Genomic DNA, 15,861 nt, shown 5'->3' on the forward strand with positions numbered 1-15,861 from the left:
CATGTGGACGGCACCGGGCAGGGCCGCCTTAGTTCTTCGAGGCGATGCTCTTGTCGCGGTCCTCGAACACTTCCTCGCCGGGGCCGGTGAAGGCCCGGGAGCGCTGGATTGCCTCGATGGATCCGGTGAACAGCTGGGAGTCGTGCGGATCGGCGGGGTGCCGGCCGGGCTCGTCCGCGGCGGAAACCTTGCCCGGCTGCTTCGCGGCGGTGCCGGACGCAGCGGAGGGCGTGCCCGCCCCGAGCGAAGCGGCACCGAGCGATTCGAGCCGGACGTGGGGGAGCGCCGTCGGGTGTTCCTGCTGCAGGAACAGCACCAGCTCCTCGCGGATCAGGCAGCGCAGGTCAAAGAGCGTGGCGCTGTCCGCGGCGCTGACGAGGATGCGCACGCGAACGAAGCCGGCGGTCGCGTCGGTGATCTGCAGGATGCCCACGCGCTCGTCCCAGAGCTCGGTGCCGGCCAGGACCCGCTTGAGTTCGGCGCGCATGTCCTCGACCGGGGCGCGCCAGTCCAGGTCGAACTCCACGGTGCCCATGACCTCGGACTGCCGACGGGTCCAGTTCTCGAACGGGGTGGTGGTGAAGTAGGTGGAGGGCAGGATCATCCGCCGGTCGTCCCAGATGTGGACCACTACGTAGGTCAGGGTGATCTCCTCGATCCGGCCCCATTCCTTCTGCACCACGACGACGTCGTCGACCCGGATCGCGTCCGTGAAGGCGAGCTGGATGCCCGCGAAGACATTGACCAGGGAGGTCTGCGCGGCGAGGCCGGCGACGATCGAGATCACGCCGGCGGAGGCCAGCAGCCCGGCGCCGAGGGCCTGGATGGCGGGGAACGTGAGCATCGCGATGCCCAGCGCCACGATGACGATCAGGGCGACTCCGATCCGGCGGGCCAGGATGACCTGGGTGCGGAGCCGGCGGGCGCGGCGGTTGTCCGCCACGTCCACCCGGTAGCGGGTGAGCACCATGGTCTCGATGATGAGGAACACCGCGACCGCCAGCCACGCGAGCGACCCAATCAGGGCGATCTGCAGCGCGTGGTCCAGGTTGCGGCGCCATTCGGCGTCCTCTGTGGTGAGGCCCAGGGCGATCCGGACGCCGATCAGGCAGAGCGCGAGCCGCAGCGGCAGGCGCGCCACCCGGGAGGTCTCGCGGAGGGCCGGCTGGTTGCGGTTGAGCCGGAGCACAATCCGGCGCACCAGCCAGGAGGCGAGGAGCCCGCCGGCCACGGCGAGGGCCACTGCGAGGAAGGGGGCCAGAAACGGCATGGCGGGATCGAGGACGTCTTGCATTACTTAAGCTCTAGCAAGCTTCCGCGGGCAACTGAAATCTGCGGGGGGCAACGTGCGTAGCATCACGGCCGCACCGGCACCCGGTTCTGCGACGGTAAGAGCGCCAAGGGACCAAAGGCCCTAGTTTCCTCGCGGAAAGATCCGAGAATTGTCCAACCACTTTATTTTCCCAGGGGGAGGGTGTCATGCGCCCAGCCGCATCGTTGGCCACAGTCATTTTCGCTGTTTGCGCGGCGGCCGTACTCGCGGGTTGCGGGACCCCGGCCACCAGCCCACCGGCCACCAGCGCCACGGCCAGCGCCTCGCAATCCATGGCCACTTCACCTCCCGTCACGGCCCCGGCAGGCTGGAAGACCTTTACGACATCCGATGGCGCGCTCGCGTTCGACTACCCGGAGGCGTGGACCATAGTCGATCCGGCCGGACCGCTGTCAGAAGGTGCTGTGTTCGTCGCCCTGGTGAGTGACTACGGCAAGACCATGGCCACCCTGCGGACCAACATGGTCACGGGCGCCGAGTGCCCGGAGACGTCCCCCTTTATGGTGTACGACACCGAGCCCGTCCCGGCGCTGGCCCAGGACGGAGCGACCCCCAGGTTTGTGTACGAGGGGCGGACTGACCCGGACTCGAGCGATCCGTCGAAGTCCCTTACCCTGGGCTACGGCATCACCTCCGAGCCGGAACCCGTCGGGGACGCGGCGTGCCCCATCTCCCACTTCTTCACCTGGCCGCCCAACCGCGCCATGTTCAGCGGCGTCTATGACCCGTTCGACACCACCCCGGGGGCTCCCAAGAATGTGGACACCCCCGAGGTGTACATGGACACCACCGAGTACAAAGACGTCAAGCAGGCCATCACGTCACTGCGGCCGGCCGGAAAGTAGGGACGTGAGGAGGCGTGGGGGTTCACCCGGCACTGCCACCCGCATCTTTTCCGGGCCTACAGCCGGCGCCACATTGTGCACGTCGCTGGGACTGGTCCTCCTGCTGACGTCCTGCGGCTTGTTCACGGCCGAACCCGGGGGCCCCGCCGTTTCGCGGAGCCAGTCCCAGGGCAGCCCGGCTCCGTCCGCCCCGGCCTCCGGCCCCCCGGCTTCCGGCCCCCCGGCGTCGGACGGGCCGGCGTCGGACGGGCCGGCGTCGGACGGGCCAGCGTCGGAGGATCCAACGTCGGTGTGGCAGACCTTCACCACGACGGACGGGGGACTGTCCTTCGACTACCCCCCGGGCTGGACGGTGAAGGACCCCGGCGGCGCGCTCGAGGGCGATTTCGTGGACGTGCTGAACACCGGGGGGAAGCCGATGGCGGGCCTGCGCACCAACATCGTCACCGGGGCGGAATGCGTCGGCAAGACCCCGTACGAGGTCTACGATTCCGAGCCGATGGTGGCACTCGCCGAGGGCGGGGGCGCCGACGGCGGCGTGCCCCGGTACGTGTTCGAGTCCCGGGGCGAGGACCCTGATCCGGTGGCCACCCAGTCCACCATCGCGGCTTACGGCATCACCATGGTCCCCGAAGAGTCCGGCGACCTGGCGTGCCCGATGTTCCACCTGTTCCTGTGGCCGCCAAGCGGCGCCTTCTTCGGCGGGACGTACAACCCGGAGCACAACGCGACGCCCGGGGACCCGGCGCTGCCGTATCTGGAGAAGGCCAGGCTGTACGCGTCCACCCCGGAGTACCGGGACGTCCGGACGATGATCACGTCCCTGCGGCCGGGGGAAATGCCGGCGGGTTAGCAGCCGGGGCCGGCCTGCCCCGGGGAGCGCTCGCGGGGTTACGCTTGCCCTGCCAGCCCGTTCGACCTGGCACTGCTACTGCCACTGAAAGGCACGCCATGAGGATCAATCCTCGTCGCACGGACGCGTACCCGCCCAAGCCCGCTGCCGCCACGGAGGCCGATACCGCTCCCGGCCGGCGCCGGACGAGGCGCCGAAAACGGCTGCGCACCCTCTCCACGGCGGCCCTGATCGCCGTCGGGCTGGGCCTGGTCTCAACCGTCGCCAACCTGGTGCTGGAGCGGCAGGAACGGGCCAGCATCACCCCCTACGGCGAACGGATTGAGATCGCCGGCGGAACCGTCAACGTGTACCGGAACGGCCAGCCCGGCCAGCCGATCGTGCTCCTCAGCGGGCTGGGGACGGCCGCACCTGGGCTCGACTTCGCGCCGCTGATCCGGGAGCTGGGTGACTACAACGTCACCGTCGTGGAGGGATTCGGCTACGGCTACAGCGACATGAGCGCCGGCGAGCGGAGCAACAAGAACATCAGCACGGAACTCCACGAAGTGCTGGGAAAGCTCGACATCCCGCAGCCGTACGTCCTGGCCGGGCACTCGATCGCAGGCTTCTACATGCTGGACTACACCAACCGCTACCCTGCGGAAGTGGCGGCCGTGATCGGGATCGACGTCACCGTGCCGAAAGCCACGAGCGGGCCGGTGGAGGTGCAGTCGGGAGGCATCGACGTGTTGCGGCTGCTCGCCGTCTCCGGGGTCGTCCGCGCCGCCCTCGCGGTGGCCCCCGCGCTGGGCGAACCGGACGGCGACGCCCACACCCCGGAGGAACGGGAACGCATCCGCCTGATGACGATCTGGAATTTCAGCAGCCCGGCCGTGGCCGATGAGACGGCCCGGATCGGGAACAACGCCTCGGACCTGCGCGGAATCAGCTATCCCGACGGGCTGCCCGTGCTGGCCTTCGTCGCCGACGCCGGATCCCCGGAGGCAGCCGGCAAGGCTGAGTCGCTGGAGAACCTGCTGAAGAATGTCCAACGCCACAAAATCGTCCCGCTGGCCGGGGGCCACTACCTGCACTGGACCCAGTCCAAGCCCATGGCCGAGGAGATCAGGACCTTCCTCGCCACACGGTAGCCCGGAGCCCGGAGCCCGGAGCCCGGAGCCCGGAGCCCGGTAGCCCGGCCGCCGTCAGCCGGCCGCCTTAGCCGCCCGTCGTCGTCGGGGGCCTATCAGCGGTAGGGCGCCGCGATCCGGCACGCAGCGCGGTCCGGACGTTCACCTTCGAGGTGTAGGAGATCGAACCGTACTGGAAGAGCCGCACGGCGAGGCGGAGCATCACGGCCGCGCCGGCGAACAGGATCGCGATCACAATGCCGGCCTCGAGCAGACCCAGGGAGCCGAAGGCGTTGCGCAGCAGCGCGGTCACCGGGGCGGAGAACGGGAAGTAGGTGAAGATCTGCACGATCACGGACTGCGGATCGGAGACCACCAGCGACACAGCGTAGAACGGCACAAAGATCAGCGCCATCATCACGCCCATGAAGTTTCCGGCCTCCTTAGCGGTGGGCATCACGGCGCCGATGGCCACGAGCGTGGTGGTGAACAGGGCGAAACCGCCGACGAGGATCAGCAGGCCAACGGTCATCCGGACCGGGTCCAGGATCAGCGGGGGCACGTCCAGGGCCGTGAGGCTGAGCTCCTCGGGGAAAAACAGCCGGCCGATCAGGACGGGGGAAAGGAATACGATCATCTGCACCAGGCCGATCCCGAACAGCGCGATGACCTTGCCCGCGATGAGCGTTGTCGGTTTGAGCGTGGTCAGGATCATTTCGGTGACGCGGTTTTCCTTCTCCTCCAGCGTGGAGTTGAGCATCTGCCCGGCCAGGAGCACGATCAGCCCGTAGAAGATGACCAGGAAGACCATCGGCGGGATCACCGATCCCAGGCCGCCGGATTCCTCGGTGCCGTCGTACGTGACGGTTTCGATCTGCACCCGTCCGGCCGCGAGCGCGGACAGTTGCGGGGAGCCGATCCGCTGTTCGACGGCGTGCGTCAGCATGGCCTGCGCGACGGCGGCATACTTCCCGTTCTCGAAGAGGCCCCGGTCCGCGCCGTAGACGCGCACCGGAGTCGACTCGGGCTGCGTTGGGTAGTCGAAGAACGCGTCGACGGCGCCGGACTGCACGGCGGTGATCCCGGCGTCGGGGGAGCCCGCAGCGGTGGCACCGAAGAGCGCCGCGTCCTCGGCGGTGATCAGTCCGGAGGCGTCGGTGTAGGAGATGCTGAACTGGGCGCTTTTCTGCGCCGCGGCCGCGGTGTCCGTGCTGGTGTTGCTGAGGAAGATCAGCCCGAACACCACGGCAATGATGAGCGGGACGGACAGGGTGCCGATCCAGAACCGGCCTTTGGTCACGGTGCGGATGAACTCGAAACTCAGAACGGTGCCTAGATTGTGCTGCGCCACGGCACTAGGCCCCGTCCCGGGCGGGGGGCGGTGCAGTGCCGGACGTCCCTGCCGCGGCAGGGACGTTCTGGTCGCCGTAGACCCGGATGAAGATGTCCTCCAGGGAGATTTTGGTGGTGGTGAAGCTCCGGACGGTCACGCCGGCGTCGATCAGGTCCTTGAGGATGACGGCTTCGTCGGTGGCATCGGTGATGGAGAGTTCGGAGTAGTTGGTCTCCTCGAGCACCGCCTCGTAGTGCGGCGAGGACGGGATGGCGCCGGTGTGCCTGATCCGGATGATGCGGCCGCCGTACTTGTTCTGCACCTCGTCGATGGTCCCGTAGGCCTCTGCGGTGCCGTCCTTGAGCAGGATGACCCGGTCGCAGAGCCGCTCCACTTCCTCCATCTGGTGGGTCACCATGACCACGGTGGCGCCGCCCTGCTTCTGCTCGGCGATGATGTCCATCAGCAGGCGCCGGTTGACGGGGTCAAAGCCCTTCGTGGGTTCGTCCAGGATCAGCAGCTCGGGGTTGTTCATGATGGTGACACCGAGCTGGACCTTTTGCTGCTGCCCGCTGGAGAGCTTGTCCAGCACGGCCGTCGCCCGGTCCGCCAGCGCCACCCGGGCCAGGTACTCGAGGGACCATCGCCTGGCGGTGCGCCGTCCCATCCCCTTGAGCCGGCCGAAGTAGGTCATGATGTCGATGACCTTTTCCTTCTTGTAGAGCCCGCGCTCTTCGGGAAGGTAGCCCAGCCGGTCGCCGTGCTCCGGTTTGAACTCCCGGCCGTTGATGTGAAGGATCCCGGCAGTGGGCTCATAGATGCCGAGCAGGGCCCGGATCGTGGTGGTCTTGCCGGAGCCGTTGCTGCCGAGGAAACCGAAGGTCTCGCCGGCATGCACGTCAAAGGACAGGTCGCGGACCACGGTGGTGTCGCCGAAGTCCATTCGGAAGCCGCTGATGTGGACCCGTGCTTCGTCCATTGCGGCTCCCGATGCTGCCGGGCTTACCCACCCGGGGTGTTGCCGATTCGCCGCCTAAACGGCGGGGAAATGCCGGTGACGGCGGTGGGCCGGTGTCGGCAGGCCTGCCCTGGTTTTGCCTGTGCCGCCCCAGGCGTTGGAGCGGGCTTCCTTGATCAGACCCGTGCCGGCGCATTCGCGGACCGCCATGATGCCGTCCGCCGCGGACCGCTTGTCCTCAAAAGCCTTGGAAATCGCCAGAACCGTGCCGTCGGCGCCGAGGAGCCGGAACCGGACGTTGGCCTCAGCGTCCGTGAAGATTTCGAATTGTCCTGCCATGGTGTTTGTCCTTCCGGGCAGCACCGCGGGAGGGTGAGGCACTTCCATGTGCCATGCCGTTTTCTCGACACGTCCCCGCAGCGCATCTGACCATCCTTCCGGCTCGGGTCTGCGGACGGTAAGGGGCAAAGGTCCCTATGTGGAAAGTGCACGATTCCTCTGGCGGCGGCCGCCGGGTGGAGCGCTAGATTGGGTGCATGGCTGAGTTTCCGAGGGGCGATTCCGGCGAGTGGGTCCGGCTGACGGCGCGGGTGGACGGCGTGGTGCAGGCCGTTGGATTCCGCTACTGGACGGTGCGCCAGGCGGACGAGCTGGGGCTCACCGGAACGGTCCGGAACAATGCCGACGGTTCAGTGGGCATCGTGGCGGAGGGGCCGCAGTCGGTGGTACTTGAGTTCCGGCGCTGGCTGCGCTCGCCCGAAGCGCCGGGGCGGGTGGAGAACGTGGAGGAATCGATCTCCCGGGCCACGGGGGCGTTCAGTAATTTCCGGGTCGTGTACTAGGCCCCGGTGAAGCGGGCCAGGAACTCGAGCACGGCGGGGTGGGCCGGGTTGATCAGGTGACCGCCGGGGACCATAACGCTCTCTGCAGCGGGCAGCAGTTCCGCGAGGCGCGCATTGACGCTCCGCAGCACGCCGGGCGAGTCTTGCGCGGAGACGAGCAGTGCCGGCTGCCGGACGGTGGCCAGCTCCTCCGGTCCCAGGGCGGGCGGGTTCTCGCTGAGGTCCAGTCCCTCGCCCCTGATCTCGGCCAGCACCGCCGGACTGGTGTCCTCGAACATGTCCCGGAGCTCCCCGGGAAGCGCCTCCCACACCTGGCCGCCCACGGCCTCCCGAATGACAACGGCCGCCGCGGCGCGCGGGTCCGTTGCCGCCGCCTCCAGCACCTGCTCCCTTAGCCGGTCGGCCCATGCCTGGGCCTCGGGGTTCAGCCAGAACACCGCGGGTTCCAGCAGGACCAGTGCCGTCACCTGCTCCGGGTGCCGGTGTGCGAGGGCGAGGGCGATCTCCCCGCCGGTGCTGCGTCCGATGACGACTGCCGGCGTCGCGAAGAGGGCATCCAGCAGGGCGGACGCATCGTCGAGGTGCTCGGACAGGTCGACGGCGGCAAAGGGTTCGGGGCGCTCGCTGCGGTGGAAGCCGCGGCGGTCGTAGGTGATGCAGCGGCAGATCCTGGAGAGCTCGGCGGCCGGATCCTCCCAGAGCACAGCGGAGCTAGGCGTCCCGTGAATGCCGAGGACGGGCAGACCGGCGCCGCGCTCTTCGTAGTACAGCTCGACGCCGTTGACGCTCACCCGGGGCATGGATTAAGCGTAGGACGGTCGCCGGGCGGGGTCGAGGCCGTGCCGGATTCCCGGGCCGGGTTCACGCGCGGGTGAGCAGGCCGTGGCCCAGGACGGCTTTGCGCGACAGGGTCCGGTAGCCCTCGCGGTCGAACAGCACGGTGAGGAGGTCGCCGTCGTGCCCCATGACCAGGCCGGGCCCCCAGAGGGCATGCTCCACGCGGGAATTCAGCGGGAACGCACTCGCCCCGCCGTCGTCGGCAGCATCACCACCGGATGCAGCATCCCCGGCGGCAGCACCGCCGTCGTACTCGCCGGTGTGCTCCTGGAGCAGCGCGGTGCCGTCGGTGCAGGTGTCGCAGTTCCCGCAGGGCTCGGGCAGGTCCTCGCCGAAGTAGCCGAGCAGGAACTGGCGGCGGCAGCGGTGCGTCTCGGCGTAGCTGCGGATCATCGCGATGCGCGACTTGTCCACGCGCTCGCGGGCGGCGGCGAGGTCCACGGCGCGGTCCACCACGCGGGCGGGATCCGCCGCCGGGTCGAGCGCCACCTCGAGCCGGGCGCCGTCGTGGGTGGCCGTGACGGCGCCGGTGTCCTGCAGCAGGTTCAGCAGGCCGGTGATCCGCCGGGCGGGGAAACCGGTCCCTTCGGCCAGCGACTGGGGCGGGAGCGGCCGGCCCGCGTCGCGCAGCACCGTGAGGACAGTGAGCAGCGCGGCCTCGTCGGGGGTGTGGGTAGCGAAGTAGCGCCGCAGGCCGAGGTCCTCGGAGCGGTAGTGCAGCACGGCGACGGCGGGCCGGCCGTCCCGTCCGGCCCGGCCGATCTGCTGGTAGTAGCTGTCCAGGGATTCGGGGATGTCCGCGTGCACCACGAAGCGGACGTCGGGTTTGTCGATTCCCATGCCGAACGCGGTCGTGGCCACTACGACGTCGAGACCGCCGTCGAGGAACTGCTGGTGGACAAGCTCCCGCTCGGTGGGCGTCCGGCCGGCGTGGTAGGCCGCGGCGCGCAGGCCGTTCCGGGCCAGCCGCGCGGCGTACTTCTCGGTGTCCTTCCGCTTGGCGGTGTACACCAGCCCGGGGCCGCGCCCTCCGGCCACCAGCTCGGTGACCTGCCGGACGACCGCCCGGCGCTTCTCCTTGTCCTCATGGTGGCGGAGCACTTCCAGCCGGATGTTGGGCCGGTCGAAGCCGTGGACCAGGACCAGCGGGTTGGCCATACCAAGCCGGGCCAGGATCTCCTCGCGCACCGGGGGAGAGGCCGTGGCCGTCAGCGCAGCGGTGGTCGGGTTCCCGAGGCCCTCGCGGACCTCGCCCAGACGGAGGTAATCGGGCCGGAAATCGTGACCCCAGGAGGAGACGCAGTGGGCCTCATCCACCACGAACAGCACGATGTTCAGCGCCGCGATCCGTTCCACCGTGCTGGGCTTGGCCAGCTGCTCCGGGGCGAGGAAGAGGAACGCCGCCTCGCCGCTTTCCACGGCCTGCCAGGCGCGCTCCTGCTCCGCGGCGCTGTGCGAGGAATTGACCGCGACGGCGCCGCCCGGCCCCGCCGCTGCCCGCAGCCCGTCCAGCTGGTCCTCCTGCAGGGAGATCAGCGGGGACACGACGACGGCGGGCCGCTGCTGCCGGCGGTGCAGCAGGAGGGCGGGCACCTGGTAAATGGCCGACTTCCCGTAGCCGGTGGGCATAACGGCGAGGACGTCCCGGCCGGCGGCGAGGGCGCGCATCCCGGCGAGCTGGCCTTCGCGGAGGTGCGGCAGGCCAAAGGTGACGTCCGCGAGCCGGCGGAGTCCGGCGTCGTCGAGGGCCTCAGTCATGGGGGCGGCTCCGTTGCGACGTTGCGACAATGCGGGGTGGGGCAGGGCGGGCAGATGCCGGCCGTTGGTTTCAGGGTAGGGCTTCCCGGAAAAGTTACAAAAAGTTCTAGTGTCACCGGAAATGAGGCTCCGGCCGTGACCGGGGCAAAGGTCCCTCGGCAGCGGGCCTGTTTCTGAGTAGGGTGGCCCCATGCAGAAGATATCGCTCGATGCCCTTGCCCGTCAGCAGCTGGCGGCTGCGGTGGCGGCACCCAGCGGGCGTGCTGCGGATACGGCGTTTGGCGGCCATGAAAAAACACTCCGCCAGACGGTGATGGCGTTCCGGGCGGGGACACAGCTGAGCGAGCACCAGAACCCCGGCGAGGCGACCGTGTTTGTGCTCCGCGGCTGCGTGCGGCTCCGCGCGGGCAATGAATCCTGGCAGGGCAAGACCGGGGACCTGCTGATCGTGCCGGACGGGCTGCACAGCCTGGAAGCGGAAGAGGACTCCGCGATCCTGATGACCGTCGCGAAAATCAAGACCTGACGGCTCGGCCGCAGGCCGGGAGCCCAGTCGGGGCGATCGGCCGGGGCCGGATTACCGCAAGGAGCTGGACATGACTGTCGTTCCGTTCGAAGAGGTTCCACAGACCCGGCGGTGGTGGGCGCGGGCCGCATATCTCGCGGTCTTCTGCGCGGCGCTGGTCCCGCTGGTGGCCGCGGGGTTGGCGGGCACTGTTGCCCTGCTCGTGACCGCTGCCGGCGGCCTCGTGGTGATGGTGGCTGGGATCTACTGGTTCCTCATCAGCCGCGGTTTTCTGCGCTGGGGTGCGCTGGTGCTGGCCGTACTCGCCCCGCTGGTGGTGCTCTACCTCTTCATTCAGGCGGGCCTGCTGTTGGAGGTCATGATCACCGTGGGGCTGGTGTTTGTGGCACTGGTCTGTGCCCGCGCTGCCCTCCGTGAGCCCCGGGCCGGGTCGAAGATGACCGAGTACCCTGCCCCCAAACCGAAGCATCCCTTCGTGGTGATGAATCCGCGCTCCGGCGGCGGCAAGGTGGTGAAGTTCGAGCTGCAGCGGAAGGCGGAGGAGCTCGGGGCCGAGGTGGCGCTGCTGGAGGGTCCGGGCAAGGTCGATGTCGCGGCCCTGGCCCGGGACGCCGTGGCCCGGGGAGCCGACCTGCTCGGCGTCGCCGGCGGTGACGGAACCCAGGCGCTGGTGGCCGGCATCGCGGCCGAGCACAACCTCCCGTTCCTGGTGATCAGCGCCGGCACCCGCAACCATTTCGCCCTTGATCTCGGCCTGGACCGGGAGGACCCCACGGGCTGCCTGGATGCCCTCCGCGACGGGGTGGAGCTGCACGTGGACCTGGGCAGGATCAACGGCCGCACCTTCGTCAACAATGCTTCTTTCGGGGTCTACGCCGAGGTGGTGCAGAGCCCGGAGTACCGCGATGACAAGGCCGGTACCGTGCTGCAGATGCTCCCGGACCTGATCAAGGGCCATCAGGGCGCGCGGCTGCACGCCAAGTTTGACGGCACCACCGTGGACGGGCCGCAGGCGGTGCTGGTGAGCAACGGCCCGTACGGCAGCCACGACCTCGCCGGCCTGGGCCGCCGCACCCGGCTGGACCGGGGCGTGCTCGGCGCGGTGGCGCTCTCCGCCTCGACCACCCGTGAGGCTGTCGGCCTGCTGCGGCGGGCGACGAAGCGCGGCCTGATCCAGCGCACCGCGGCTGAGGTGGTGGTCGACGCCGATGTGCCCGAGATCCCGGTCGGTGTGGACGGCGAGGCGCTGCTGATTCCCACCCCGGTGCGGTGCACCGTCGAACCGGCCGCCCTGCGCGTTGTGGTTCCGCGGAAGCGTCCGGGGGTCCCGCCCGCGCAGCCGGCGCTGGACCTGATCCGGCTCCGTGAGCTGGCGTGGGGGCACCGGGCCGTGTACGCCACGGCCCAGGGGGCGGCAAGCGGCGGATAACGCGGGCGTCCTAGTTGCGCCTCGCCCAGAGTTGCAGCCAGACGAGCAGGCGCGTCTCGGGATCGTCCAGGTCAATGCCGAAGAGCGGCTCCACCCGGGACAGGCGGTAGCGGACCGTGTTGACGTGCACGTCCAGGGATTTGGCGGCTTCCACGGCGTTTCCGCTGCAGCTCAGGTAGGCGTAGAGGGTTTCCTCGAACGACTTCTTCTGGTGTTCGTCATACTCTGCGATCCGGAGGGCGTGGGCGCCGGGCAGCTGGCCCGACGCCGTCAACGACGTCACCATCTGGCGCAAATGCAGGCTGGCGCCGAGGGATTCGTCGTCGGCGACGATGTCATCGGAATCGGCAGCTATGCGCCCCTCGGCGACGTTCCGCACCAGCTCGGAGAGGACCAGTTCGGCGTTGACCCGGGACTCCTCGAGCCGGTCGATCGGGGCCGCCACGCCCAGTGCGGCGAGGACCGGCCGGGAGAGCAGCCGCCGGGCATTCTGCACAATCTTCAGAAGCGTGCCGCGCTGGAACTGCCGGGAGGATCCCGCGGTCTGTGGCAGGACGATGTAGACGACGTTGTCCGAGAACCCGCAGACGGCCGACGGCAGCCGGATGGCGCAGGCGGTCCGGATGGCGTCAAAGAGCCGCAGGCGGGATTGCAGGGTTTCGGACGCCATGGCATCAGACGGCCAGATGCCCAGGGCCGCAACGCGGATCGAGGATGCCGAGATCCCGAGCCGGATGGCGGCGAGTTCGGCGCGCTGCGGCTCGAACAGCAGCGGCTGGACCAGGTCGATCTGGCGGGTCAGGTTCGAGACGTAGGTGGTGCGCTTGTGCAGGATGTGGAGTGCCGCAACGTTGGCGGCGTCCCGGAGGATCCGGTGCGTGTCCTCGTTGTGGTGTTCCGCCCGTTCGAGGAGCCAGAGCGAGCCGAGGACGGCGTCGCCGGCCCGGATGGAAACGGCCGTTCGCCGGAGCAGCGGATCCGCCGTCGCCACCTGCAGCACGCCGGTGGCGGCATGGACGCGGCGGTAGTCCTTGTCGGTTTCAGCCGACGGCGGCACCTGCAGCCGCAGAATGGAGCTCCTGCGCGTCTCGTCGATGGGCTGGTCCGGGAGGGTCGAATACGCCAGAACCGTCTGGTCGGGAGCGGCGATCGCGACGGCGCCGCCCGCCTGGGCGGCCACGGTGTTGGCGAGATCGAACAGGTCACCCGGGCGGATGTCCACCAGCGTGCGGCCCGATTGCCGGTGCGGGACGACGGCGGCGTCCATGATCTCCGCGACCTGGTTCCACGGGACCGAGTCGGAGGCCCGGAAGAGGGCGATCCCCGACTCCCGGGCAGCCGCCCGCAGCGCCTTGTCCGGGCTGCCGTTGGACTTGTAGACGATGGCCACGTACCCGGCATCGCCGAGCTCCCGGACCTTGGCGCCGAGACGCTTCCCCGACAGGGACAAGCCGATGGCCAACGCAACGGCACCGGGGAACCTGGCCGGCAGGGCCGTCGAATCGTAAAGCACGGAGCCCGCGACGATCCTCTGGTCATCGGCCGGCATCTCGACCAGGCTGACAATTTCCGACCCTGCCGAGCGGGCGACGTCGGCCAGGGTAGGCAGCGGGTGCCTCGCCGTCGAGGGATTCACCGTCGCCGTTTCGCCAATATGTGCTGTTTGGTAGTTGCTGCTAATGACAAGCCCCCCGATTTGTCGCTATCTCCATAGTTGCGCGGCCTTCCACTTCCTACGCTGAACCATAACGCAGGACAGCAAAGGAAAGGCCCTCATTGAAAATCAGCGATGCCCGGCAGCTCATTCAGGTGAAGGCCCCCGTCCTCTCACGCCGACGCCGGGTCCTGGCCAATGCCTTCAACGTCGAGGAGTACCGGAAGTCGGCACAGCGGGTCCTGCCGGCCGGGATCTTCGATTACCTCGACGGCGGCTCCGAGGACGAAGTGACACTCCGCCGCAACCGGGCCGTCTTCGACTCCTGGGCCCTGATGCCCAGCTGGGGCCCGGTCTCCGGACCCGATACCAGCACCACCCTGCTCGGAAGAAGCAGCGCCCTGCCCCTGACCCTGACGCCCACCGGCGCAACCCGGCTCTTCCATCCCGAGGGCGAGCTCGCGGTCGCGGCCGCCGCCGACCGGGCACACATCCCCTACGGGCTGGCCGGGCTGAGCACCGTGGCCATGGAAACCATCGCGGAGAGCCAGCCGGGACTCGACCGCTGGTTCAACTTCGGGCTGACCTCCGACGCCCGGGCCCTGAAGGACAAACTGGCGCGCTGCGAAGCCGCCGGATTCAACACCCTGATTGTCGGCGTCGACACCCGGGCACTCGGCGCCCGGGAACGGGACCTGCAGAACGGCTTCACCGCACCTCCCGCGCTGACACTGTCAACCATCGCGGACATCGCGCGCCGTCCGTCCTGGTGGATCAACTTCCTGAAGTCGGACGGCATCAGTTTCCCGAACCTGGATCCGCGCAGTGCGGCGGCCACCTCCGTCGTCACACCCTCCATGTGGCAGCACATCCTGGGCCACTCGGACGCGACGAGCGGATGGAACGAACTCGTTGCCCTGCGGCAGGCGTGGCACGGCAAGATCGTGCTCAAGGGCTGCGTCAACCCGGCCGACGTCGCAAAGGCCGCCCGGATCGGCCTTGATGCCGTCCAGCTGAGCAACCACGGCGGCCGCCAGCTCGACCACATGCTGAGCCCGATGGACGTGCTGCAGGAGTCCCGGCAGCGGGTGGGTGACTCGATCGAGATCTACGTGGACTCGGGGATCCGCCGGGGCAGCGACGTCCTCAAGGCGCTGGCGCTGGGCGCCGATGCGTGCTCGATCGGCCGGGCCTACCTGTACGGACTGGTGGCGGCGGGCTCGCCCGGCGTCGGGCGCATCATTGAGATTTTCGGAGACGAGCTGCGGCGTACGATGACGTTGGTGGGCGTTTCCAGCATCCCGGAGTTGAAAGCTCGGGGCGGGGAAATTCTGCGGGACATCCGTCATTCCGGAGAAATCCTCGAAACAACAGCGTCAGGCAACACGCACTAACGAGTTCTGAACTTGCAGGCACCCGGCGCCCTCCTCCCGCAGACTTGCGGGAACAAGGGCCACTCTGAACAGCTAAGGAAACCATGCGCACCCGATACGTACTCCCCGTTCTCACCATAGCCACGGCACTCGCGCTCTCCGGCTGCGTCGACAACAGCGCACCCGCCGCCACCGGAACGGCCTCCGGAAGCGCCGACGCCATCGAGGTGAAAAAGAATGACGCAGTCGCCGCGATGCTTCCGGAGAAGATGAAGACCGCGGGCGTCCTCAACGTCGGCATGGCGAACAACTACCCGCCCAACGAGTTCAAGGACGACAATGGTGCGCCGGCCGGCTGGGCGGTGGACCTCACCAACGCCCTTGGCCAGGTCATGGGCCTGAAGGTCAACTTCGACATCGGTACTTTCGACAACATCCTTCCGGCGGTGAAGGCAGGAAAGGACGACATCGGCGTCTCCTCCTTCACTGACACCCTGGAACGTGAACAGCAGGTCGATTTCGTCAACTACTACTCCGCCGGAATCCAGTGGGCCGCCCCGAAGGGCAAGACCGTGGACCCCGAGAACGCCTGCGGGCTCAAGGTCGCCGTCCAGGCCACCACCTACCAGGACACGCACGAGGTGCCGGCGAAGTCGAAGGCCTGCACCGACGCCGGCAAGCCCGCCATCACCATCTTCAAGTACGACGCCCAGGACCAGGCCACCAATGCCCTGGTGGTCGGGCAGGTGGACGCGATGAGTGCCGATTCCCCGGTGACCCTGTACGCGATCTCCAAGACCAAGGACAAGCTGCAGACCGCCGGCGACGCCTTTGAAGTGGCGCCCTACGGGATGCCGGTCGCCAAGGGCAGCGAATTCACGCCCGTCCTGCAGAAGGCCCTCCAGACGCTGATCGACGACGGCACGTACAACAAGATCCTCGCCAAGTGGGGCGTGGAAGCCGGCGGCGTCAAGACGGCGGATCTCAACGTCGCAGCCAAAGGGTGAT

Annotated in this window: 15 protein-coding genes; 8 read left to right on the forward strand and 7 right to left on the reverse strand. The window is 68.6% G+C overall.

From position 1 onward, the window contains the following. Positions 1 to 28 precede the first annotated feature (28 nt). Positions 29 to 1,294, reverse strand: coding sequence for a mechanosensitive ion channel family protein (locus tag AC06G6_RS04180; protein WP_479826634.1), 1,266 nt, complete (start codon positions 1,292 to 1,294; stop codon positions 29 to 31). A 311-nt stretch (positions 1,295 to 1,605) separates the two neighbouring features. Here AC06G6_RS04180 and AC06G6_RS04185 point away from each other — a divergent pair, with 311 nt between their 5' ends. The 3 genes from AC06G6_RS04185 (at position 1,606) to AC06G6_RS04195 (ending at position 4,164) form a co-directional block, all read left to right on the forward strand. After that, positions 1,606 to 2,178, forward strand: coding sequence for a hypothetical protein (locus AC06G6_RS04185; RefSeq protein ID WP_479826637.1), 573 nt, complete (start codon positions 1,606 to 1,608; stop codon positions 2,176 to 2,178). 289 nt (positions 2,179 to 2,467) lie between these two features. After that, positions 2,468 to 3,031, forward strand: a complete 564-nt coding sequence (locus tag AC06G6_RS04190; protein ID WP_479826640.1) for a hypothetical protein — start codon at positions 2,468 to 2,470, stop codon at positions 3,029 to 3,031. Positions 3,032 to 3,129: 98 nt separating this feature from the next. Further along, positions 3,130 to 4,164, forward strand: coding sequence for an alpha/beta fold hydrolase (locus AC06G6_RS04195; RefSeq protein ID WP_479826642.1), 1,035 nt, complete (start codon positions 3,130 to 3,132; stop codon positions 4,162 to 4,164). Between the two features lie 67 nt (positions 4,165 to 4,231). Here the strand turns inward: AC06G6_RS04195 and AC06G6_RS04200 are convergent, their stop codons facing one another. From AC06G6_RS04200 to AC06G6_RS04210, 3 genes are read right to left on the reverse strand one after another with little or no spacing between them, the layout of a single operon-like run. Beyond that, positions 4,232 to 5,494: an ABC transporter permease gene (locus AC06G6_RS04200; protein WP_479826644.1), complete on the reverse strand. Its 1,263-nt coding sequence runs from the start codon at positions 5,492 to 5,494 to the stop codon at positions 4,232 to 4,234. Between the two features lie 4 nt (positions 5,495 to 5,498). After that, entirely contained in the window at positions 5,499 to 6,455 is a 957-nt protein-coding gene (locus AC06G6_RS04205) for an ABC transporter ATP-binding protein (RefSeq protein ID WP_479826646.1), read from the reverse strand. 54 nt (positions 6,456 to 6,509) lie between these two features. Continuing rightward, complete coding sequence (locus AC06G6_RS04210; RefSeq protein WP_479826648.1) at positions 6,510 to 6,773, reverse strand: YegP family protein; 264 nt, start codon at positions 6,771 to 6,773, stop codon at positions 6,510 to 6,512. A 197-nt stretch (positions 6,774 to 6,970) separates the two neighbouring features. Here AC06G6_RS04210 and AC06G6_RS04215 point away from each other — a divergent pair, with 197 nt between their 5' ends. After that, complete coding sequence (locus tag AC06G6_RS04215; RefSeq protein WP_479826650.1) at positions 6,971 to 7,276, forward strand: acylphosphatase; 306 nt, start codon at positions 6,971 to 6,973, stop codon at positions 7,274 to 7,276. On the opposite strand, the gene AC06G6_RS04220 is transcribed toward AC06G6_RS04215, so the two are convergent. Further along, positions 7,273 to 8,076, reverse strand: a complete 804-nt coding sequence (locus tag AC06G6_RS04220; RefSeq protein ID WP_479826652.1) for an alpha/beta fold hydrolase — start codon at positions 8,074 to 8,076, stop codon at positions 7,273 to 7,275. The two genes, AC06G6_RS04215 and AC06G6_RS04220, sit on opposite strands and share 4 nt — an antisense overlap. A 61-nt stretch (positions 8,077 to 8,137) precedes the next feature. Next, the gene (locus tag AC06G6_RS04225; RefSeq protein ID WP_479826654.1) at positions 8,138 to 9,871 is read right to left on the reverse strand and encodes a RecQ family ATP-dependent DNA helicase; all 1,734 of its coding nucleotides are present in this window, start codon (positions 9,869 to 9,871) and stop codon (positions 8,138 to 8,140) included. A gap of 190 nt (positions 9,872 to 10,061) precedes the next feature. On the opposite strand from AC06G6_RS04225, the gene AC06G6_RS04230 reads away from it, so the two are divergent. Both AC06G6_RS04230 and AC06G6_RS04235 read left to right on the forward strand, forming a co-directional pair. Further along, positions 10,062 to 10,397 carry a cupin domain-containing protein gene (locus AC06G6_RS04230; protein ID WP_282383819.1) on the forward strand — a complete coding sequence of 112 codons (336 nt, stop codon included), beginning with the start codon at positions 10,062 to 10,064 and terminating at the stop codon, positions 10,395 to 10,397. A gap of 70 nt (positions 10,398 to 10,467) precedes the next feature. Beyond that, positions 10,468 to 11,826, forward strand: coding sequence for a diacylglycerol/lipid kinase family protein (locus tag AC06G6_RS04235; RefSeq protein ID WP_479826657.1), 1,359 nt, complete (start codon positions 10,468 to 10,470; stop codon positions 11,824 to 11,826). A 10-nt stretch (positions 11,827 to 11,836) separates the two neighbouring features. Here AC06G6_RS04235 and AC06G6_RS04240 read toward each other — a convergent pair whose 3' ends face one another. Continuing rightward, positions 11,837 to 13,462 carry a PucR family transcriptional regulator gene (locus AC06G6_RS04240; protein ID WP_479826659.1) on the reverse strand — a complete coding sequence of 542 codons (1,626 nt, stop codon included), beginning with the start codon at positions 13,460 to 13,462 and terminating at the stop codon, positions 11,837 to 11,839. Between the two features lie 140 nt (positions 13,463 to 13,602). Here AC06G6_RS04240 and AC06G6_RS04245 point away from each other — a divergent pair, with 140 nt between their 5' ends. Continuing rightward, complete coding sequence (locus AC06G6_RS04245; RefSeq protein WP_479826662.1) at positions 13,603 to 14,874, forward strand: alpha-hydroxy acid oxidase; 1,272 nt, start codon at positions 13,603 to 13,605, stop codon at positions 14,872 to 14,874. A gap of 83 nt (positions 14,875 to 14,957) precedes the next feature. Beyond that, positions 14,958 to 15,860: an ABC transporter substrate-binding protein gene (locus AC06G6_RS04250; protein WP_479826664.1), complete on the forward strand. Its 903-nt coding sequence runs from the start codon at positions 14,958 to 14,960 to the stop codon at positions 15,858 to 15,860. Position 15,861 lies beyond the last annotated feature (1 nt).

The organism is Arthrobacter sp. CJL-S3, assembly GCF_056711635.1.